19 protein-coding genes, 1 other RNA gene and 1 riboswitch are annotated in these 20,293 nt (G+C 72.2%); of the genes, 16 read left to right on the forward strand and 4 right to left on the reverse strand.

Going from position 1 to position 20,293, the window contains the following annotated elements; all coding sequences use genetic code 11:
- Positions 1-20 precede the first annotated feature (20 nt).
- The 10 genes from ASC64_RS15755 (at position 21) to ASC64_RS15795 (ending at position 10,287) form a co-directional block, all read left to right on the forward strand.
- Complete coding sequence (locus ASC64_RS15755; protein ID WP_200937831.1) at positions 21-1,310, forward strand: extracellular solute-binding protein; 1,290 nt, start codon at positions 21-23, stop codon at positions 1,308-1,310.
- Positions 1,311-1,387: 77 nt separating this feature from the next.
- A complete protein-coding gene (locus ASC64_RS15760; RefSeq protein ID WP_200937832.1) occupies positions 1,388-2,365 on the forward strand; it encodes a carbohydrate ABC transporter permease in 978 nt (325 codons plus the stop codon).
- Positions 2,365-3,204: a carbohydrate ABC transporter permease gene (locus ASC64_RS15765; RefSeq protein ID WP_056908509.1), complete on the forward strand. Its 840-nt coding sequence runs from the start codon at positions 2,365-2,367 to the stop codon at positions 3,202-3,204. Before ASC64_RS15760 ends, ASC64_RS15765 begins: the two co-directional genes overlap by 1 nt.
- Positions 3,201-4,610 (forward strand): glycoside hydrolase family 3 N-terminal domain-containing protein, encoded by a 1,410-nt coding sequence (locus tag ASC64_RS15770; RefSeq protein ID WP_056908510.1) that lies wholly within the window; start codon positions 3,201-3,203, stop codon positions 4,608-4,610. The genes ASC64_RS15765 and ASC64_RS15770 overlap by 4 nt, the downstream gene beginning before the upstream one ends.
- Complete coding sequence (locus tag ASC64_RS15775; RefSeq protein ID WP_235563785.1) at positions 4,607-5,521, forward strand: ROK family protein; 915 nt, start codon at positions 4,607-4,609, stop codon at positions 5,519-5,521. The genes ASC64_RS15770 and ASC64_RS15775 overlap by 4 nt, the downstream gene beginning before the upstream one ends.
- Before the next feature lie 27 nt (positions 5,522-5,548).
- A complete protein-coding gene (locus ASC64_RS15780; RefSeq protein WP_082550542.1) occupies positions 5,549-6,895 on the forward strand; it encodes a hemolysin family protein in 1,347 nt (448 codons plus the stop codon).
- A gap of 1 nt (position 6,896) precedes the next feature.
- Entirely contained in the window at positions 6,897-7,439 is a 543-nt protein-coding gene (locus ASC64_RS15785; protein WP_056908511.1) for a hypothetical protein, read from the forward strand.
- 58 nt (positions 7,440-7,497) lie between these two features.
- Positions 7,498-7,867, forward strand: a transfer-messenger RNA (tmRNA) gene (gene ssrA, locus ASC64_RS21760).
- Positions 7,868-8,138: 271 nt separating this feature from the next.
- Positions 8,139-9,491, forward strand: coding sequence for a calcium-binding protein (locus ASC64_RS15790; protein WP_056908512.1), 1,353 nt, complete (start codon positions 8,139-8,141; stop codon positions 9,489-9,491).
- A 97-nt stretch (positions 9,492-9,588) separates the two neighbouring features.
- On the forward strand, positions 9,589-10,287 hold the full coding sequence (locus tag ASC64_RS15795) for a type 1 glutamine amidotransferase domain-containing protein (RefSeq protein ID WP_056908513.1): 699 nt from the start codon (positions 9,589-9,591) through the stop codon (positions 10,285-10,287).
- A gap of 61 nt (positions 10,288-10,348) precedes the next feature.
- On the opposite strand, the gene ASC64_RS15800 is transcribed toward ASC64_RS15795, so the two are convergent.
- Positions 10,349-11,527, reverse strand: a complete 1,179-nt coding sequence (locus ASC64_RS15800) for a glycoside hydrolase family 6 protein (RefSeq protein ID WP_162245815.1) — start codon at positions 11,525-11,527, stop codon at positions 10,349-10,351.
- A 125-nt stretch (positions 11,528-11,652) separates the two neighbouring features.
- Here ASC64_RS15800 and ASC64_RS15805 point away from each other — a divergent pair, with 125 nt between their 5' ends.
- From ASC64_RS15805 to ASC64_RS15815, 3 genes are all read left to right on the forward strand, one after another.
- Complete coding sequence (locus tag ASC64_RS15805) at positions 11,653-12,336, forward strand: nitroreductase (protein ID WP_056908739.1); 684 nt, start codon at positions 11,653-11,655, stop codon at positions 12,334-12,336.
- A gap of 53 nt (positions 12,337-12,389) precedes the next feature.
- On the forward strand, positions 12,390-12,815 hold the full coding sequence (locus tag ASC64_RS15810) for an HIT family protein (RefSeq protein ID WP_056908515.1): 426 nt from the start codon (positions 12,390-12,392) through the stop codon (positions 12,813-12,815).
- A gap of 159 nt (positions 12,816-12,974) precedes the next feature.
- Positions 12,975-14,207 (forward strand): hypothetical protein, encoded by a 1,233-nt coding sequence (locus ASC64_RS15815; RefSeq protein ID WP_056908516.1) that lies wholly within the window; start codon positions 12,975-12,977, stop codon positions 14,205-14,207.
- A 4-nt stretch (positions 14,208-14,211) separates the two neighbouring features.
- Here ASC64_RS15815 and ASC64_RS15820 read toward each other — a convergent pair whose 3' ends face one another.
- Positions 14,212-15,279, reverse strand: coding sequence for a phosphatase PAP2 family protein (locus ASC64_RS15820; protein ID WP_082550543.1), 1,068 nt, complete (start codon positions 15,277-15,279; stop codon positions 14,212-14,214).
- An 86-nt stretch (positions 15,280-15,365) separates the two neighbouring features.
- On the opposite strand from ASC64_RS15820, the gene ASC64_RS15825 reads away from it, so the two are divergent.
- The 3 genes from ASC64_RS15825 to ASC64_RS15835 all read left to right on the forward strand — a co-directional run bounded on the left by ASC64_RS15825 (position 15,366) and on the right by ASC64_RS15835 (position 18,183).
- A complete protein-coding gene (locus ASC64_RS15825) occupies positions 15,366-16,133 on the forward strand; it encodes an SDR family NAD(P)-dependent oxidoreductase (RefSeq protein ID WP_056908518.1) in 768 nt (255 codons plus the stop codon).
- 193 nt (positions 16,134-16,326) lie between these two features.
- Positions 16,327-16,486, forward strand: a riboswitch (cyclic di-AMP (ydaO/yuaA leader).
- A gap of 3 nt (positions 16,487-16,489) precedes the next feature.
- Positions 16,490-17,047 (forward strand): C40 family peptidase, encoded by a 558-nt coding sequence (locus ASC64_RS15830; RefSeq protein ID WP_056908519.1) that lies wholly within the window; start codon positions 16,490-16,492, stop codon positions 17,045-17,047.
- A gap of 119 nt (positions 17,048-17,166) precedes the next feature.
- Positions 17,167-18,183, forward strand: coding sequence for a DUF3048 domain-containing protein (locus ASC64_RS15835; RefSeq protein ID WP_056908520.1), 1,017 nt, complete (start codon positions 17,167-17,169; stop codon positions 18,181-18,183).
- Here ASC64_RS15835 and ASC64_RS15840 read toward each other — a convergent pair whose 3' ends face one another.
- Both ASC64_RS15840 and ASC64_RS23020 read right to left on the reverse strand, forming a co-directional pair.
- Positions 18,184-18,834 carry a TetR/AcrR family transcriptional regulator gene (locus ASC64_RS15840; protein ID WP_056908521.1) on the reverse strand — a complete coding sequence of 217 codons (651 nt, stop codon included), beginning with the start codon at positions 18,832-18,834 and terminating at the stop codon, positions 18,184-18,186.
- A gap of 40 nt (positions 18,835-18,874) precedes the next feature.
- Positions 18,875-20,248, reverse strand: a complete 1,374-nt coding sequence (locus ASC64_RS23020; protein ID WP_056908522.1) for a calcium-binding protein — start codon at positions 20,246-20,248, stop codon at positions 18,875-18,877.
- Positions 20,249-20,293 lie beyond the last annotated feature (45 nt).

The following is a 20,293-nucleotide window of genomic DNA, read 5'->3' on the forward strand; positions in this document are numbered from 1 at the left end:
CCGATGAGAGGAACATTGTGGTGCGCATCAAGAAGTCACTGACCGGGGTGGCGGTCGCAGCTCTCGCGCTGACGACGCTCGCCGCGTGCGGAAGCGACGACGAGGGCTCGTCGAGCGACGACGGCGGAGCCGAGTCCGCGGACATCCGCGTCTGGCTCAACGGCACGGACACTCCGCAGGAGGCCCGCGACTGGCTGAAGAAGACCTTCGAGGAGGAGAACCCCGGCTCCACGCTGACCATCGAGCAGCAGGAGTGGGACGGCCTGGTCGAGAAGCTGACCACCTCGCTGTCCAGCGAGTCCGAGACGCCCGACGTGGTCGAGATCGGCAACACCCAGGCGCCGACCTTCACCTCGGCCGGAGCGTTCGCCGACCTCACCGACGCGCTCGGTGACCTCGGTGGCGACGACCTGCTGCCGGGCTTCGTGGAGGGCGCGACCATCGACGGCAAGACCTACGCCGTGCCCTACTACGCCGGCTCGAAGTACATCTTCTACCGCAAGGACCTCCTCGAGAAGGCGGGCCTCGAGGTGCCGACGACGCTCGACGAGTTCGTCGACGCCGCGATCACCCTGAAGAAGGAGAACCCCAAGCCGGCCAACTTCTCCGGCTTCTGGTTCCCCGGCCAGGACTGGCGCAACGGAGCCGCGTTCATCTGGGACGCCGGAGGCGACCTTGCCACCGAGGACGGCGGCGAGTGGGCGCCGGCGCTCAGCTCACCGGAGTCCATCGCCGGCCTCGAGACCGCGCAGAAGCTCTTCACCGAGGCCTCGGGGGCGCCCAAGGACGGCAACGAGGCCGACCCGTGGACGCCGTGGTGCGCCGGTGAGGTCGGCATGATGTCGACCCCCGGCTGGGTCAAGGGCCTCATCGAGGACCCCGAGACCGGATGCCCGGACACCTTCGCCAAGCAGATGGGCGTGTTCGCCCTGCCCGGCAGTGACGGCTCGCCCGCGCCGGTGCTGCTCGGCGGCTCCGACATCGCGGTCGCCGCGAAGTCGCCGAACCAGGAGCTGGCCCAGAAGGCCGTCGCGCTCATGCTGAGCGACGACTACCAGACGATCATGGCCGAGAACGGCCTGACGCCGGCCAAGGAGTCGCTCGCCTCGCTGCTCGGGGACGACGAGTACGCCCAGGCCACGGTCGCCGCCGCGTCCAACGCCAAGCTCACCCCGGCGGCCCCGGGCTGGGCGAACGTCGAGGGCTCGCGGGTCCTCGAGGACCTGTTCAGCGCGCTCGCCCAGGGTGGCGACGTGACCGAGCTCGCCGGCAAGGCCGACGAGCAGATGAGCGGCCAGCTGAACGGCTGACCCAGGAACGGCACGGCGGGGGCGGCGCGAGCCGCTGCCCCCGCCGCGGCCTGCCCGGGAACGGATGACGAGCCAGCATGATGAGCACCCGGACCGACCTACGAGAGGAGGCGGCGATGACCGAGCGCCGGAGGGCCGAGCGCCCCGCCCGTCCGACCCGTCGTCGCCGCCCCGCCCCGCTGCCGTACCTCCTGATCACACCGGCCGTGCTGGCCCTGTGCCTGGCGCTCGGCTACCCCCTGGTCCGCCAGGTGCTGCTGTCCTTCCAGGAGTTCGGGCTGGCGCAGCAGTTCGGCCGGCCGCCCGAGTGGGTCGGCCTGGCCAACTACCGCGAGCTGCTCTCCGACGCCTACCTGTGGCGGGTCACCCTCCGCACGATCGTCTTCTGCCTCGTCAACGCGGCCGTCACGATGCTGCTCGGCGTCGGGCTCGCGCTCGTCATGCGCGCCATGTCGACGCCGGTGCGGCTGCTCGCCCAGACCGGCCTGCTGCTCGCCTGGGCCATGCCGGTGGTCGCGTCGCTGACCGTGTGGCAGTGGCTCTTCGACACCCAGTACGGCGTCATCAACTACCTCCTCACCAGCTTCGGCGGTGACTTCCAGGGCCACGGCTGGCTGCTGCGACCGCTGTCGTTCTACTTCGTCGCCACCGTCGTCGTGGTGTGGATGAGCGTCCCGTTCGTCGCGTTCACGGTGTACGCAGCCCTGACGCAGGTGTCCGAGGAGCTCGTCGAGGCCGCCGAGATCGACGGGGCGAGCCGCGCCGGGCGCCTGCGGCACGTGGTGCTGCCGAGCATCCGCCCGGTCCTGATGGTGGTGGGCCTGCTGCAGGTCATCTGGGACCTGCGGGTCTTCGCGCAGATCTACATCCTCCAGAAGGCCGGCGGCAGCGCCACCGACACCAACCTCCTCGGCACCTACATCTACCGGCTCGGCATCGGCGGCGGTGACTTCGGCACGTCCGCAGCCGTCGCGATCTTCATGCTGGGCCTCACCGTGCTGCTGACCGCCCCCTACGTCCGGTCGATGATCCGGCAGGAGAGGACCGAGTCCTGATGTCCCGCTCCACGCCCCGCCCCACCCGGTGGCTGGCCGACGCCGTCGGCGTGCTGACCTTCGTCCTGGCGGCCTTCCCGGTCTACTGGATGGTCAACAGCTCGTTCCTCGACCGCAACGAGATCCGCAACCCGGTGCCCACGTGGGTGCCGTTCGGCGGCGACCTCGACAACTTCCGCACGGTCTTCGAGACCGACCAGTTCGTCAACGCGCTGAAGGTGAGCCTGATGGTCACCGGTCTGACGATCGTGGTCGCACTGACGTTCGCCTTCGTCGCCGCGGTCGCGGTGTCGCGATTCCGCTTCCGGGGTCGGATGTCCTTCATCGTGACCCTGCTGGTGATCCAGATGATCCCGGTCGAGGGGCTCTTCATCTCCCAGTACAAGATGCTCGAGGGGATGGAGCTGCTCAACACCGTCGTCGGCCTGACGATCGTCTACGTCGCCGGTGTGCTGCCCTTCACGATCTGGACGCTCCGCGGCTTCGTCGCGGGCGTCCCCTACGAGCTGGAGGAGGCCGCGATGATGGACGGCTGCACCCGCATGCAGGCATTCCGCCGCGTCACCTTCCCCCTGCTCGCACCCGGCCTGGTCGCCACCGGCGTCTTCGGCTTCATCCAGGCGTGGAACGAGTTCACCCTCGCCCTGGTCGTGATGACGCGCGAGGACCGGCGCACCCTCCCGCTCTGGCTCTCGACCTTCACCGACGTCAACAGCGGCACCGACTGGGGCGGCATCATGGCGGGCTCCACCCTCATCGCCGTGCCGGTGATCATCTTCTTCCTCGTCGTCCAGGGCCGGATGGCCAGCGGCCTCACCGCCGGGGCCGTGAAGGGATGAGCTCGAACGACAGGACGCTCGCGCTCCGGGTGCTGCTGCCCGGCTTCAGCGGCACCACGCTTCCCGACGACTACCGCGCGCTCCTCGCCGCGGGGCTCGGCGGCATCTGCTACTTCGGCAGCAACACCGCCGAGGGCGCCGACGCCACAGCCGCGCTCAGCGCAGCGATCCGCGCCGCGAACCCACGGGCGGTGATCGCCGTCGACGAGGAGGGCGGTGACGTCAGCCGGCTCCACACCCGTACGCCGAGCCCGGTGCTGGGTGCCGCGGCCCTCGGCGCCGTCGACGACCTCGACCTGACCGAGGCGGTCGGGCGCTGGGTCGGTCACGAGCTCGCGGCCGTCGGGATCACCCTCGACCTCGCGCCCGACGTCGACGTCAACAGCGACCCCGACAACCCGGTGATCGGCACCCGCAGCTTCGGCACCGACCCCGAGCGGGTGGCCGAGCACGCGGCGGCGTGGACGCGCGGGCTGCAGTCCACCGGGGTGGCGGCGTGCGCCAAGCACTTCCCCGGCCACGGTGACACCGCCACCGACAGCCACCTCGACCTGCCACGGATCGACGTCGACGCCGACACGCTCGCCACCCGCGAGCTGGTGCCCTTCGACGCAGCCGTCGAGGCGGGGACCCGCGCCGTGATGACGTCGCACATCGTGGTGCCCGCGCTCGACCCCGACCGTCCCGCGACGCTGAGCCCGGTGGTGCTGGCGATGCTGCGCGACGTGCTCGGCTTCGACGGCGTCATCGTCAGCGACGCCCTCGACATGGCCGGCGCGTCCGGCGGTCGCGGCATCCCGGAGGCGGCGGTGCTGGCCCTGGCGGCCGGCTGCGACCTGCTCTGCATCGGCCCCGACAAGCCGGCCGCCCTGGTCGAGGAGGTGTGCGCCGCGATCCTCGCGGCGGTGGCCGACGGCGGCCTCGAGCACGCGCGGCTCGCCGAGGCCGCCGCGCGCGTGGCGGCCCTGGACGCACCCCTCACCGCCGCGGGCGAGCCCCCGGACCGGCTGCGCCAGGTCGAGGCCGCTGCCGGTGCGCTGCTGGTCGAGGGCGTGCTGCCCGACCTGAGCGGCGCTGCGATCGTCAGCGTCGCCACCACGGCCAACATCGCGGTCGGGGACGTCGCCTGGGGGCTCGGTCCGGACGTGACGGTGCACCCGGCCGCCCCGGAGGAGGTGCCCGACGGCGTACCCCTCGTCGTGCAGGTCCGTGACGCCCACCGTCGCCCCGAGGTGCTCGCCCTGCTGGACGAGCTGTCGCGGGGCGGACGCGACGTGGTGGTCGTCGAGTGGGGCTGGCCGGGGCCGTACGACGGCGGGCTTGCGAGAATCTGCACGCGTGGCTCGTCCGGTCCGGGCGTCGCCGCGGTGGTCGAGGTGTTGCGAGAGGCAGGGTGGACGCGGTGAGTGCCGCACTGGCAGGGACGCGAGCGGTCGGGCTCGACATCGGCGGGACCAAGACCCACGGGGTGGTCCTCGAGTCGGACGGCACGATCCTCGCCGAGGTGCGCGAGTCGACCGTGCCCGGCGCCGAAGGCGTCACCGCGACCGCAGCCCGGGTCTTCGAGGCGCTGCGCAGCGCGACGCGCCTGCCGCTCGACTGTCGGGTCGGCGTCGGTGTGCCGGGGCTGGTCGACGGTGAGCGCGGCATCCTGCGCCACGCGGTCAACCTCGACGTCAACGGCGACGACCTGCCCCTGCGCGACCTGCTGACCGACCGCCTCGGGGTCCCGGTCGTGATCGAGAACGACGTCAACGCGGCCGCCCTGGCCGCGCGGGCGCTGGCCGGCGCCGACGACGTCGTCTACCTCAGTGTCGGCACCGGCCTCGCGGCCGGGCTGGTCATGCGGGGGACCCTGCGCCGCGGTGAGCACAGCGCCGCGGGCGAGATCGGGCACATCCCCGTGGACCCCGAGGGTGCCCGGTGCGGCTGCGGCCAGCGCGGGTGCCTCGAGACCATCGCCTCCGGGGCCGCCCTGTCGCAGGCGTGGCCGACGACCGAGCAGTGGCCCGCGGCGGCACTGTTCGCGGCGGCGGAGACCGGCGACCCGGCGGCGCTGGCCGTGCGCGACCGCTTCTGCTGGGGCGTGGCGAGCGCGATCCGGATGCTCGGCCTCACGATCGACCCCGAGCGCATCGTGCTCGGCGGCGGCGTCACCGAGGTCGGCGAGCCGCTGCGCCTCGCCGTGGTCGAGCAGCTGAAGGTGCTGGGGGAGGGCTCGCCCTTCCTGGCATCCCTCGGCCTCGCCGACCGGCTGAGCATCGTGCCGTCCGGCTTCCCCGTGGCCGCCGTCGGCGCAGCCATCCTGGGTCGGTGAGCTCCGGCTCCTCGCTACGGTGAGGGCGTGGAGCCCGGAACCTGGATCGACGTCCTGCTCGTCCTCGCCTTCGTGCTGATGGGCGGCGTCTTCGCCGCGACGGAGCTCGCGCTGGTCTCGCTGCGCTCGGCGCAGGTCGACAAGCTCGAGGCGCAGGGCGGTCGCGGCCACGCGGTGGCGTCGCTGGCGCGCGATCCCAACCGCTTCCTGTCCGCGGTCCAGATCGGGGTCACCGTGGCGGGCTTCTTCTCCGCCGCGTTCGGTGCCTCGACGCTGGCGCCGTCCTTCGCCCCGGTCTTCGAGAGGCTCGGCACGCCCGCCCCCGAGACCGTCTCGCTCGTCGTCGTCACGCTGGTGGTGTCCTACCTCTCCCTCGTGCTGGGCGAGCTGGTGCCCAAGCGGATCGCACTCCAGCGCTCGGTGCAGGTGTCGCGGCTCTTCGCGCCCCCGCTCGGGCGCTTCGCGCAGGTGATGACGCCCGTCATCTGGCTGCTCTCGGTCTCGACCAACGCGCTCGTGCGTCTCCTCGGCGGCAACCCCGACGCGGCCGGCGACGAGGTCGACGAGGAGGAGCTGCGGATGATGATCTCGGGCCACGAGGACATCCCCGCGGACGAGCGCAAGATCGTCGACGACGTCTTCGAGGCCGGGGACCGCTCGCTGAGCGAGGTGATGAAGCCGCGCGGCGACGTGGTCTTCCTGCGCGGTGACCTGCCCCTCGCCAGCGCGGTCGCGGTGATCGCCGCCGAGCCCTACACGCGCTACCCGGTCACCGGGCAGTCCTTCGACGAGGTCCTGGGCTACCTCCACCTGCGCGACGTCCTCGGTCGCGCCGACGAGCGTGACCTCACCGTCGCCGACCTCGTGCGCGAGCTGCCCGTGCTTCCGCGCACCAACCGGGTGCTGCCGTCCATCGACCAGCTGCGCCGCCTGGGAGCGCACATCGCGCTCGTGGTCGACGAGTACGGCGGCACCGACGGCATCGTGACCCTCGAGGACCTGATGGAGGAGCTCGTCGGCGAGATCCAGGACGAGTACGACCGCGACGCCGAGATCGCCGCGTCCGCGGACCCCGCGACCGTCGATGCCGGCATCACGATCGAGGAGTTCGGCGAGCGGACCGGCGTGGTGCTCGAGGACGGTCCCTACGAGACCGTGGCGGGGTTCGTCCTGCAGGCTCTCGCGCGGATGGCCGAGGTCGGCGACCGGGTGCCGGTGGGCGACCACGTCCTCGAGGTCGCCGCCGTCGACGGGCACCGGATCACGCGCGTACGCGTGCACCGGAGCGCGGCCGAGGGCGACGAGGCAGCCGGGCCGGGCGGGATGGACGGGCTGGACCAGGCGGCTGCGGACGCCTCGAGCCGCGAGTCCTGACGTGGCGTCCGTCAGGCGGACGACGGTCGCCGCCGTGCTCGCCGTCGTACCCCTCGCCCTCGCCGGGTGCGGTGCCGACGAGGACCCGCGGGAGCCGGCAGCCGACCTGACTCCCGATGGCATCGCCGCGGTGGTCGCCGACCACGTGGCCCGGGAGCCGCGCCACGTCGGTTCGTGGGACGTGATGACGCGCGAGCTCGGGGTCGAGGCGCCGGGTGCGGTGCTCGTCTACCGGCGCGGACTGTCCCTCAGCGTCGCCGTCGCGCCGACCACCGACAGCCCCCTCGTGTGCGGCGACGAGTCGTTCTTCGACGAGTGCGTCGACCTCGACCACGACGGGCACCGCCTCGTGCTGGCCTGGCAGGAGCTCGAGCCCGAGGAGGATCCCGGCATCGTCTACGTGATCGACCGCCGCGACGGCGAGGACGTGATCGCCGACTACTCCGGCGTCTCGATCGAGGGCGACCCACGTGACCTGGACCTCGGCATCACGCTCGACGAGATGGCCGAGATCGTCACCGACCAGCGCCTGACCCTCGGGTGAGGGGAATCAAAGCGACGGGTGTCGGCGTTGACCCGTATGATGAAGACACAACTCAAGAGGGGCTGATCGGTTTCGACTTGGGACGTTAGTTCCAGGGGAAGCGGGTCGAGAAGCCAGCGTCATCTCGTAAACGATCGCTGGAAATCCATAGTTGCCAACTCCAAGCGCAACGACTTCGCTCTCGCTGCCTGAGCAGTGATCGAAGGGTCTGACCGGGCATCCGTCTCCGTCCCGGACCCAGGCCTCATCTAGGAGACTTGCTGGTCACTCTCTGTCAGGAGGGGTGACCGGGACTCAATCCTGACTGAGCCTGTCGGCGACGTGTCTGTGCGAGCGCCGGGGCCGAGAAAACGACATCACAGACTGCACCCGGAGAAGACCTGGCTCGGCGCTCGAGGACCGGGGTTCGATTCCCCGCAGCTCCACGCTCGATCGAGGGCGACGTGTGTCACGGCTCCGCCGTTGACCACGTCGCTCTCGCCCTTTGTGCGCGGCTTCGCCGCGCGAGGCCGGGCTTCGCCACCCGCACCCCCACCTGCGGTGGTCGAGGTGCGTGAGCAGCGTGCCGTGAGACCACGGCGCCGACCTGTCGGCGCGGGCCTTCCGGCCCTACCTCCGCCAGGCGCCCGGGCCTACCGTCGAGGTGACGCCAGTCCGCGAGGGCCAGGGCCTCGCGACGTCCGAGCACTGGAGACGCCGATGAACAGGCTGCCCCTCGCCGCGGTCCTCGGCCTGGTGCTTCCGCTCGTCGGGGCGCACGGGCAGACATCGGCGGCCGACGCCGACGGCCTGACCTGCGACGGTCTGACGGCCACCCTGGTCGTGCCGTCGCCGTCCCCGGGCGCGTGGGTGGTCCCCACCTTCACCGGGACGGCCGGCGACGACGTGATCGTGGGCAGCGCCGAGCGTGACGTCATCGACGGGGCCGGCGGCAACGACGTCGTGTGCGGCCTGGCCGGCAACGACCACCTCATCGGGGGCGAGGGCGACGACCGCCTCTTCGGCGGCCTCGACCGTCGCTACCAGGCCGATGACGGCTACTACGGCGACCTCGTCGAGCCCGGACCGGGCAACGACCGCGTCGACCTCGGTCACGACCCGCAGGCCGAGGACCTCTGGGAGGGGGAGTCGTCCCGTTCCTGGGACGTCGTCTCGTTCGCCGGGGCCGCTGGTGCGGTCACCGTGGACCTTGCCGCCGGCACGGCCTCCGGTGAGGGCACCGACACGATCGCCCCCGTGGTGTTCGCTGCGGGCATCATCGGCTCGGCCCACGACGACCTCCTCCTGGGCACCGAGCTCCAGGACCTGATCGCTCCCGGCGGCGGTGACGACACCGTCGATGCGCGGGGCGGGAACGACGAGGTGGTGACCGAGCCGAACGGCAGCGAGGCCGTGCCCGATCCCGGCGAGGACGTCGTCCTCGGAGGGGCAGGGAACGACCAGCTGTGGATCGGTGACGGCGCGCACCAGGTGTCCGGAGGCAGCGACAACGACCTGATCTGGGTCAGGTGGGGCGGGGGCGCGGACCTCCGCGGGGACGGCGGCGCCGACACCATCCTCGGGGGCGGGGCGGTGCGGATCGAGGGAGGCTCGGGCGCCGACCACCTCGAGGCCACCGTCACGGACTTCACAGCCCCGACGACGATCGACGGCGGTCCGGGGCGTGACGTGCTCGGACTGGCGTTCTCGCGTCGGCTCGTGCCCCGGGGCACGCACCTCGTGGTCGGTGCGCCGGCCGGGACGGCCCGCATCACCGGTCAGGGCGTGGTGGCGCGCTTCATCTCGATGCAGGGTTTCGCGCCGACCAGCAGCGACTGGCCCGACTGGCTCAATGTCACGTGGTACGGCACCGGCGGCGCCGACCGCGTCGACCTCGAGACGCACGGCGGCTGGATCCGGGCCCACGGCCGCGGTGGCAACGACTGGCTGCGCACGGGATTCGGACGCGACCTGCTCGACGGTGGCCCGGGTCGCGACACCTTGAAGGGCGAGGGCGGGCGAGACCGGTGCGTGCGCGGCGAGCGGCTGGACTCCTGCGAGGTCCGCCGGTGACGCGGCCGGCCGGTGGCGCCACGGGGCCCACCACCTCGTGGGTAGCGTCGTGAGAGGCGCCGTACGGCGTCCACGCCCCCACCCGAGGAGTACGCACGTGCCGAAGATCCTGATCGTCCTGTCCGGCTCCGACCACTGGACCCTCACCGACGGGACCCAGCACCCCACAGGCTTCTGGGCCGAGGAGCTGCTGTCCCCGCTGCAGGTGTTCGCCGACGCCGGGATCGAGGTCGACCTGGCGAGCCCGGAGGGCCGCACACCGGTCGTCGACGAGGGCAGCCTGGCCCCCGACACGATCGGGGAGGAGGAGTCGGCCGAGCAGCGCAAGGCCCTCGACGCGCTCGCACCCCGGCTCGAGTCGACCCTGGTCCTCGCCGACGTCGACCTCGACTCCTACGACGCCGTCTTCGTGCCCGGTGGCCACGGCCCGATGGAGGACCTCGCCGTCAGCGACGACCTCGGTCGCATCCTCGTGACGATGCTCGACGCCGGAAAGGTCGTGTCCTCGGTCTGCCACGGCCCGGCCGGCCTCCTGCCCGCCACCCGCGCCGACGACTCCTGGCTCTTCGCCGGACGCCGGCTGACCGCCTTCTCCGACGCGGAGGAGCAGCAGGCCGGGCTCGCCGACAAGGCGCCCTGGCTGCTGGAGTCCCGCCTGCGCGAGGCCGGAGCGACCTTCTCCTCCGGCGAGCCGTGGGCGCCCTTCGTGGTCGTCGACGGCACGCTGGTCACCGGCCAGAACCCGGCGTCGAGCACCGAGGCCGCCCAGGAGGTCGTCGGACTGCTCACGTCCTGACGATCGCCGGCGCGACGGCCGAGGCGCTGGCGCTGCTCGGCGCCTCGAGCCGGACCCCGCGCTAGCGGGGGCCGGTGTCGGTCCAGGGCGTGCTGGCCGCCATGGCGAGCGCGCGCTTCTTCACGAACGGGTCGGCCTGGTTGTAGAGCCACGGACGGCCGAACCACACGAAGCCGTCGACGTACGCCGCGGCCTGCTGGCGCTGCGGCTCCGGAAGGCCCCACTGGGGGTCGGCGGGGCGTGGGGTGGGCGGGATACCCAGGGTGACGCACCGCTTCATGGTTCGCCTGGTGCAGGTGCGGGCGTTGTTGCGCAGGCCCCTCGGCGTCGCCGAGATCATGTCGGGCCACATGGTGGGCCGCCCGGACTTCGCGGTGTCGATGATGAAGTGCGGCGCCGCGTAGCCGTCGGCGACGAGCTCGGCGATGATCTCCATCCCGCGGTCGATGTTCTCGACCGGGCCGGTGTAGTGGGTGGAGTCGAGTGCGAACCCGCGGGCGTACTGGATGCCGCTGAGCTTCAGGATCTCCGCGCACCGCCATGACTCCTGCGCGGTCCCGCCCTCGCACCAGTCGGCCGCGCCCGCGTCGATGTAGACGCTGGTGTTCGGCAGCGCGCTGAGGGTCTGGGTGGCCCAGGTCAGCAGCTCGGACTTCACCCCGCGGTCCGGGGCGCAGAGCAGGAACGGGCCGTCGGGCTGCATCACCACGAGCGTGTGCGCGTCACCGATGCCGGTGGCGAGCTCCTGGACGTAGGTGCGGTAGCTCGCGGCCTCGGCCGGCGTCGTGGGCCGCTTGCAGGCCTCGCCCTCCCACGGCACCATCCGGAAGACCGCCATCTGGCTGAGCGTCTCGGGGTTGCCGGCCTGGGAGCTCGCGACGTAGTCGGTCACGGTCGAGCGGACCCGCGCGTCGGGGAGGTACTTGCCGTACCACTTGGTCCGCGGGCGCTCGGCGATCATCGCGAGCGCACTGCGGGCCGCGCCCTTCGCCCGCATGTACGGACGCCACACCTGGTCCTGCGGTCCGCGGTACACGCCCCACAGGCGGTGCGCGAGCGGGTTGGTCGGGTTCTCCGCGTGCGGTTCGGCCGGCGCGAGCCACACCGGCGCCGTCGCCGCGGGCTCGGCCCGGCGCTGCTCGCTCGGGCCGACGGCCGCCGCCCCGGACAGGGGCGCGACGGCCGGGGCCGTCAGCAGGAGCAGGACGGCGAGGGCGCGGACGATGAGTGGGCGTGTCATGGCGACGTCCATGGTGGGCGAGACGGCTGCGGCGCGTGGGCTTTTCGACGGATTGGCCCCGACGGTGGAGCGTGCAGGCCCACCTCTGGGCCGCCGGCTCCACGGTCGGCTGGCAGGCTCTGCCCATGACCGACGCCACGCCGTTCGACACCCTGACCAGCCTTCTCGACGAGCGCTGGACGTGCCGGCAGTTCCTCCCCGAGCAGGTGCCGCAGCCCGACATCGAGCGGTTGCTCGCCCTCGCCCAGCGCACGCCGTCGTGGTGCAACACCCAGCCCTGGCAGGTCGTGGTCGCCAGCGGGGAGGCGACGGACCGGCTCCGCAAAGCGCTCGCCGAGCACGTGATGTCGCAGCCGCAGGACCCGGACTTCGCGTTCCCGACGGCATACACGGGGGTCTTCCGCGACCGACGCCGCGAGTGCGGCTTCCAGCTCTACGACTCGGTCGGCATCACCAAGGACGACGCCGACCGGCGGCTCGAGCAGATGCTGCGCAACTTCGACCTCTTCGACGCCCCGCACGTGGCGATCCTGACCACCGAGGACGACCTCGGCGTCTACGGCGCCGTCGACTGCGGCCTCTGGATCAGCACCTTCCTGCTCGGTGCGCAGGCGCTGGGGCTCGCGGCAGCGCCTCAGGCGGCTCTGGCGGGCTACCCCGGCTTCCTGCGCGAGCACTTCGGGCTGCCCGAGCACCGCTTGGTCGTGGCCGGCATCTCGTTCGGGTACGCCGACACCGACCACCCCGTCAACGGCTTCCGCACCTCGCGGGCGGCGCTGGACGACGTCGTGACCTGGGCTGACGCCTGACGCAGCGATCCGCACGAGGCGCGCGGCTGACGCGTGGGTGGGACGCTACGTCCATGGACTCCACGACCGCGCCCGGCTGCGTCTTCTGCCAGATCATCTCGGGCGAGGTGCCCGCCGAGCTCGTGCTCGAGACCGACGACTTCCTGGGCTTCCTGGACACCCGGCCGCTGTTCAAGGGCCACGTCCTCCTCGTGCCGCGTGAGCACGTGGACACCCTGCCCGACCTCCCCGCCGCGCTGCGCGACGGCTTCCTCGCCGCCGCCCAGCGGCTCGCGACGGCGGTCACCACCGGCCTCGGCGCGCAGGGGTCGTTCGTGGCGATGAACAACGTCGTCAGCCAGTCGGTCCCACACCTGCACCTGCACGTCGTGCCCCGCACCAAGGGTGACGGCCTGCGCGGCTTCTTCTGGCCGCGTACCAAGTACGCCGACGGCGAGGCCGCGGCCTACGGTGCGAAGCTGCGCGACGCGCTGACCTGACAACCAACGCCCGCCGGCCGGTGTCACAGCCGGTGTGAAGACAGTCGTGGTGCTGGTCGCCCTGGCGTCGTGGGACGGCGTGCCTGTCCTCGTCCGTTGAGCCAGCGGCGCAACCAAACAGGGTGCCACCGCGTCTTCCGTTCACACCTAGGGGGACACATGCTCATCACTCGCACCATCGGCGCGGCCGCGACCGTCGCGACCCTGTTCGCAGCGGCGCTCGCTGTCACGATGCCCGGGGCGGACCCGGCGGAGGCCGACCACGGCGCTGCGCCCACGCCGGTCACGCCGACCGCGGCCGCCGGGCACACGCGGATGGGGCTCCCGGTGCCGACCACCGCGACCGTGACCGCCGCCGAGCTGGGGCCGGACTCCGTCGTGGCGGTCGTGACGCGCGGGACCCTCGAGGACCGCGACGCCGACGGCCTCGGCCGCTCGCTGGAGGTGATCACGCCGGACGGCGTCCGGCACCCCGTCTACAGCGTCGACCTCGAGGAGGGGCCCCCCGACGTCTTCCCGGGGGACTTCCTCATCGCCGACTGGCGCCCGGAGACGCACACGGCGCTCCTGCGCGTCCTGACCGGCGGTGACCGCGACCGGCTCGTGTCGTACGACGTCACCACCGGCGCGATGCACCAGGTGACGGCGCCGCAGCGCGGAGGCTTCTTCGCGCTCGACCCGGACGGCTCCGGGGTGCTGATGACGTCGTACGGCTCCGCGCGACGCCCAGGCCGTGTCTCCACCCTCGACTGGGACGGGACGCGGACACGGCTGCCGGCGCGCTCGGACGGCTCGGCCATCACCAGCACCGACGGGCGGACGCTGGTGACCGCGGCCGCAGCGACGTGGTGGGTCACCGACCTGGCCGCCGGCACGAGCGTGTCGGTCGACGTGGGCAGGAGCTGCGTCCCGCGCCGCTGGCTGGACGCCGACTCCGTCGTCGCCACGTGCAGCGGGACGCGCTCGAGCCAGCTGCGCGCCGTCGACCTCGACGGCAGCTCGGTCGGGCTGGGAGTCCGTCACACCGAGAAGACGCGCACGACGGGGCCGCTAATCCTCAACGACGGCGACGTCCGGGAGGTGCAGGGCCGGTCCTGGTACGAGTCCTTCGACGGCTGCGGCGGCGGTTTCCTCACCCGGCAGACCGCCGCGGGCAAGGTCCGCATGGTGCGCGTCCCCGGGGTGCGCGGTCCGCTGACGTTGGTCGGGACCCGCGGTGACGACCTGGTCCTCACCCACGAGAAGCCCGAGTGCGACGACACCCGCCAGCGGTCGGTGCTCAGCCTGTTCGACCCCGTGACCAAGGCGGAGACGGTGCTGACGCGACTCGCGAGGGACGAGGCGTGGCGCGAGGCCATCGCCGCGACCGAGGTGCGCAGCTGGATCTGGTGAGCCGTCAGCGGTGCCCGGCGAGCGGGTCGGGCTCGGCCGGGGTCGAGACGTCGAGGGCCGCACGGAACGTCCACGGTTCCTCGCGGCGTCTCAGCGGGTTGCCGGTCGCCCGGGCAGCGAGCACGAAGGCCGCCGACCCGACGACGAAGCCGGCGAGCACGTCGACGAAGAAGTGCCACCCGAGGTAGACCGTCGCCACGCAGGTCAGCGCCAGGAAGGCCCAGCTCGCGACGCGGATGGTGAGGGGCAACCGCATCACGGTCACGGTGAGGCAGATGGTCAGCATCACGGCCACGTGCAGCGACGCGAATGCTGCGATGGTCTGGACGGCGCCGGTGTCCCAGGGGCCGGAGAGCACCTTGATCCGATCGGAGAGCAGCGCGTCGCGCACCGCGCTGTTGGGGGTGCGCGGCAGCGAGGCGAACCACTCGGGCGAGGAGTACGTCGGCCCCAGCGACGGCACGACGTAGTAGAAGATCACGCCCAGGCACCAGTCCACCGAGACCGCGGTGACGTACCACGCGCCGTAGGACGACCGGCGCGTCCAGACCAGCGCGATGGCCAGGCTGGCCGGCACCAGGCCGATCCAGATCAGGTAGACCGCGGCCATCACCCAGTTCGCCCAGGACGTGCCGAGCACCTCGTGGAGCACCACGGCGGGGTCGTGGCCGAACCACAGGATCCGGTCGAGCTTGGTCAGCTCGGGGTCGGCGATGCGATCGGTGACGAACGGGACGAAGCTCTTGAGGTTGCGGAACGCGACGTAGGCGACGTACCAGGTGACCAGTCCGCTCAGGGTGAACCAGATCTGGTCGCGGTTCCACCGCTCGACCAGGACCCCGCGTAGCGAGGTGCCGATGAAGGTCCGGTTGCGCCTGACCAGCAGCGCCCAGCGGGCGAGCACGTCCAGCAGGACCGCGGACGCCACGATCACCGGGAGCCGGAACCAGGTCGGCAGCGACGCTCCGTCGGGGTCGCGGAGCGGCAGGTGGTGCGTCCACGCAACCAGGGCAGCAGTCAGCGCCATGCCGACCGCCACCACAGCAGCGGCCCTGAAATCCCTCCGGCCCATCCCCACACCGTAGCGAGCCCCACGGCTCGGTAGCCTGCGGGGCGCAGTTCCTTCACCGATTTTCCACCTAGATCGCAGGAGTTCCCATGGGCCGTTTCGACCAGCGAGTCGCCGTCATCACCGGAGCAGCGCGGGGCATCGGCTTCGGCATCGCCCAGCGGTTCGCCGCCGAGGGTGCCTCGATCGCCATCCTCGACCTCGACGAGTCCGCCGCCCAGGACGCAGCCGCGCGGCTCGAGCTGGTCGACGGCGCGAAGGCCGTCGGCATCGGCTGCGACGTGGTGGACGGGGCTGCGGCAGAGGCCGCCGTGCAGCGCGTCGTCGACGAGCTCGGCGGCATCCACGTCCTGGTCAACAACGCCGGCGTCACCCGCGACAACCTCCTGTTCAAGATGACCGAGGAGGACTGGGACGTCGTCATGGGCGTGCACCTCAAGGGCGTGTTCAACATGACGAAGGCCGCGCAGTCGCGCTTCGTGGAGCAGAAGTACGGCAAGATCCTCAACCTCTCCAGCGTCTCCGCGCTGGGCAACCGCGGCCAGGCCAACTACTCGGCGGCCAAGATGGGCATCCAGGGCCTCACCCGCACGCTGGGCATCGAGCTCGGACCCTTCGGGATCACCGCCAACGCGATCGCGCCCGGCTTCATCGTCACCGAGATGACCGACGCCACCGCGCGCCGGCTGAAGATGGAGCCCGAGGAGCTGCAGCGCGTCAACGCCGAGGCGACGCCCGTACGCCGTGTCGGCCAGCCCGAGGACATCGCCGCGGCGGCCGCGTTCCTGTGCAGCGACGATGCGTCGTTCATCACAGGGCAGACGCTCTACGTGGACGGTGGGCGCAAGCTCGGCTGAGACCAACGTCACGGCCCCGGCCCGCGACGTCGCGGGTCGGGGCCGTGGTCGTGTTGCGCGCCGGCGTGGCAGGTGCCTACCTTGGACGGCGGTCGCGAGACCCACGGGACGGCTCGGGCCGGCCTGCTGGTGCCGGCCACTGACAAGTTCACACCGCCCCGGGCTACGCCGAGTCCTGCCCGGCCGGGGCGACCCCCGAGAACCATCGAGGGCAGGAGTGGGGGACCCACAGGTTCCACTGCCGGTCACGTGCGCCCGCACGCACCGGCTCGGGGCGAAGCCACAGCATGGTGGCGGGGCACTTTCCAGTCCCAGTCCGACAGCTCACCTCACAGGCGTGGGAAAGGAAGCTCCTCATGCCTGCGATCTCTCGCACGGCGCGAGCCTGCGCGCTCGCCCTCGCCGGCCTCGGCGTCACCGCATCGACGATGACGGCCCTGCCGGCCACTGCCACCACCACCGCCCAGACCGCCTCGTCCACCCGTGACTCCGGCGTCACCACGCAGGCCGGCGCCCGCAAGGTGACGGCCGCCCAGCGCGTCAGCCGGCGTGTCATCGGCGCCAAGGCCACCGCCATGCGCCAGCGCGGCGACGCCTACGCCTACGGCGCGGCCGGTCCGGCGCGCTTCGACTGCTCGGGGCTGGTCTTCTACAGCTACCGCCGGGCCGGCTTCGACGTGCCGCGCACCTCGGGCGCCCAGGCGGGTTTCGCGCGCCGCATCGCGAAGAAGGACATGCGTGCCGGCGACCTGATGTTCTTCTACGGCAGCGGCGGGGTCTACCACGCCGCGATCTTCCTGCGGTGGTCCCACGGCCACGCCGTGATGGTGCACGCGCCGGGCTCCGGCCAGCGCGTGCGGATCGCGGTGCCGTGGACCTCCCAGTGGTTCGGCGGCACGCTGCGCCGGCGGTGACAGGCTGGGAGTGGTAGGCACATCCTGCTGATCTACCCTGTGGCGCGCCTTCCCTGATCGGGGAGGGCGCGCCCCCACACTGCAAGGCAGAAAATCCCCCCGCTCGATCGGAGTTCCCCGTGCGTCACCGTCCCCACTCCTCCTCCACGGCAGCCGCCGCCGTCATCGTCGCGGCCTCGCTGCTGCTCGCCGGGTGCGGCGGGGGCGACGACGAGGAGGCCCCGGCGGCCTCGCCCTCCGAGCCGACCTCGCAGGAGACCACCGCGGCCCCCGAGCCGACGTACTGGCCGCTGACGGGACTCGAGCGCAAGGGCAACGTCCCCAAGCACCCCGTCATCGTGACCAAGGTGGACAACACCTCCTCCAGCGCCCCGCAGGTGGGTCTCGGCTCCGCCGACCTGGTGGTCGAGGAGCTCGTGGAGGGCGGCTACACGCGCCTGGCGGCGTTCTACTACTCCAAGGTCCCCGCCGACATCGGCCCGGTCCGCTCGATGCGCGCCAGCGACATCGGCATCGTGCCCGACGGCGCCACCGTCGTGACCAGCGGCGCCGCCCAGGTCACCCTCAACCGCATCAAGGGTGCGGGCATCCCGTGGATCACCGAGGGCGCACCGGGTGTCTACCGCGAGACCACGCGCTCGGCCCCCTACAACCTGTTCGCCCGCCTCGGTGAGATCTCCAAGCGCCTCAAGACCGACGACGAGCCGCCGGCCTACCTGCCGTGGGGCACCGAGGACGACCTGCCCAAGGGCGCCAAGGCGCGCACCCTGACCGCCGACTTCGGGGCGCACTCCACCTCGTGGCAGTTCCAGGGCGGCGGCTACGTCAACACCGACTCCTACGCAGCCCAGGGCGACCAGTTCCCCGCCGACTCCGTGCTCGTGCTGCGCGTCAAGGTCGGCGACGCCGGCTACCGCGACCCGGCGGGCTACCCGGTGCCGGAGACCAAGTTCGAGGGCACCGGCCCGGCGCTGCTCTTCCACGGCGGCCGCGTCATCCGCGGCACGTGGTCCAAGGACGGCCTGACCGGCGCGATCGAGCTGGCCACCAAGTCCGGCGAGCTGAAGGTGCCCGCCGGCCACACGTGGGTCGAGCTGGTGCCGGCCGTCGACGGCGACGTCACCTTCGCGAAGTAGTCACCCGACCGGGCCGGGCTGCTCGGCACCGCTCTCCAGCAGTCGTCGGAGGGCGGTCAGGACGAGGTCGATCGCGGCCTCGACCCGGGCGGCCGCGGCGGCAGGGTCGTCGCTCATTGCGACGGACCCGCCGGCCGCCGACATCGCCCCGAAGAACACCCGGGTGAGGGTGTCGAGCATCGCCTCGTCGAGGTGCCACTCGCCCGGGGCCAGCACCGAGCGGACGATCCGGTCGACGACGGCGTAGGTCGAGCGCTCCTCGTGCTCGCGGAACCGCTCGTGCCCGAGCACCGACGGCCCGTCCGAGACCACGACCTGCCGGTAGGCAGGCTCCTGCACGGCCGAGAGGAAGGCCCGCACGCCGGCCTGTGCCTGCACCCACGGGTCGTCGTGGCTGTCCATGGCCGCGGAGATGCCCACGCTCGCACGGTGCTCCAACTGCGCGAACGCGGCCTCGAAGATCGCCTGCTTGCCGCTGAAGTGGTGGTAGAGCGCACCCTTGGTGACCTCGGCCCCCGCCACGATGGCGTCCAGCGAGGTGGCTTGGTAGCCGTGCTCGCTGAACAGCTGCGCGGCCGCCTCGACGAGCGCGAGCTCGGTCGAGGCGGACCCGCGCTGCCGCCGGGACGGGGTCGAGGCGGGCGTGGTCATCCGCGCAGCCTAGGTGACCCGCGCGGTCCCCGTCCCCGGCTCAGCGTCGCCGCTCGCACCCCTTCAGCGCCTCGCCGCGCAGGCAGCGGTCCCGGCCACGGCTGGCGTCGAGCCGGTCCCGGCCGGGACCGCCGTCGAGCACGTCGGCGGCGTAGCCCGAGATCAGCACGTCGTCGCCACCGCCTCCGAAGGCGTGCACCTTGGCCTTCATGACCCAGCGCAGGCGGAACAGCTCCGGACGGTGGCTGCCGCGGAACACCACGAGTCCCGGACCGTCGTTGCCCTCGACCTGGAACTCCTCGCTGCTGGTCACCTTCGCGAAGCGGCCGCCACCGACGTCGATGCGCCGCTTCGGCACGCTGATCGTCACGTCGTAGCGGTTCTTCCCCCCGACGTACGACGAGAGCGTCACCTTGTCGCGACCCCGGCCGCCGACGACCGTGCGGGACCTGTCGGCCTTCTTGCCGCGGCCGATGCCGAGGTCGAAGGTGTCGTCACCGGCGCCGCCCCGCGCCGTCGTGCCCTGGGCGGTGCTGAAGTCGTCGTCACCGTCGCCTCCCTCCATCGACGTGCCCTGCGCGTCCTTCGCCGCGACCACGTAGTCGTCGCCGCCGTCCCCGCGCAGGGCGTCCGCGCCGTGCCCGCCCTCGACCACGTCGTCACCGTCTCCGCCCTCGACCAGGTCGTCGCCGGGGACCGAGGTGTCGTAGTTGCGCTTGTCGGGGTCCCAGTTGAGGTCGCCGTGCAGCATGTCGTCGCCGGGGCCGCCGGTGATGAGGTCGTCGCCTCCGCCCCCGTGGATCTGGTCGTCCGCGGGCCCGCCGGTCAGCACGTCGTCGTAGGGCGAGCCGACGATGCCGGCGAACTTCCCGGCGGGCGTGGCAGCGAAGGTGTCGGTGCCCTCTCCGGTCGCGGTGAGCGTGGTGAGGTCGACCGTGACGGGACCGGGCGCGTTGGCGTACGACACCTGGTCGGCGTAGAGGCTGTCGCCCCACCACAGGTCCTTGGAGTCCAGGTCGGCGCCCAGGTCGACGAAGTCGTCGCCCGCCCCGGGCTCGATGACGTCGCCCCAGTAGTCGTCGTCGGGGTAGTACCAGTCGAGTCCGCCGAAGAGCCGGTCGTTGCCGGTGCCGCCAACGAGGTGGTCGTCGCCGTCGAGCCCGCAGATGGTGTCGTTGCCGCCGCCGCCGTCGATCCGGTCGCGGTCGGCGGTGCCGACGATGACGTCGTCACCGGGCGTGCCCACGGTCCACGGTCGGGGGTACGTCGTCGTCGGCTGCACCACGATCGTGGCAGCCTTGCCGTCACAGGTCTCCCCGGCGGCGGAGGCCGGGCTCCCGGCTCCGGTGAGGGCGGGGGCGATGGTCAAGGTGGCGGCCAGCCCGAGTGCCGCCGCCAGCGGTGTCGTACGCATGGTGTCTCCTTCGCGTTGTCCAGAAGGGGACTCGCGAGGTCCCGA

The organism is Nocardioides sp. Root122 (assembly GCF_001425025.1).
Lineage (GTDB): Bacteria > Actinomycetota > Actinomycetes > Propionibacteriales > Nocardioidaceae > Nocardioides.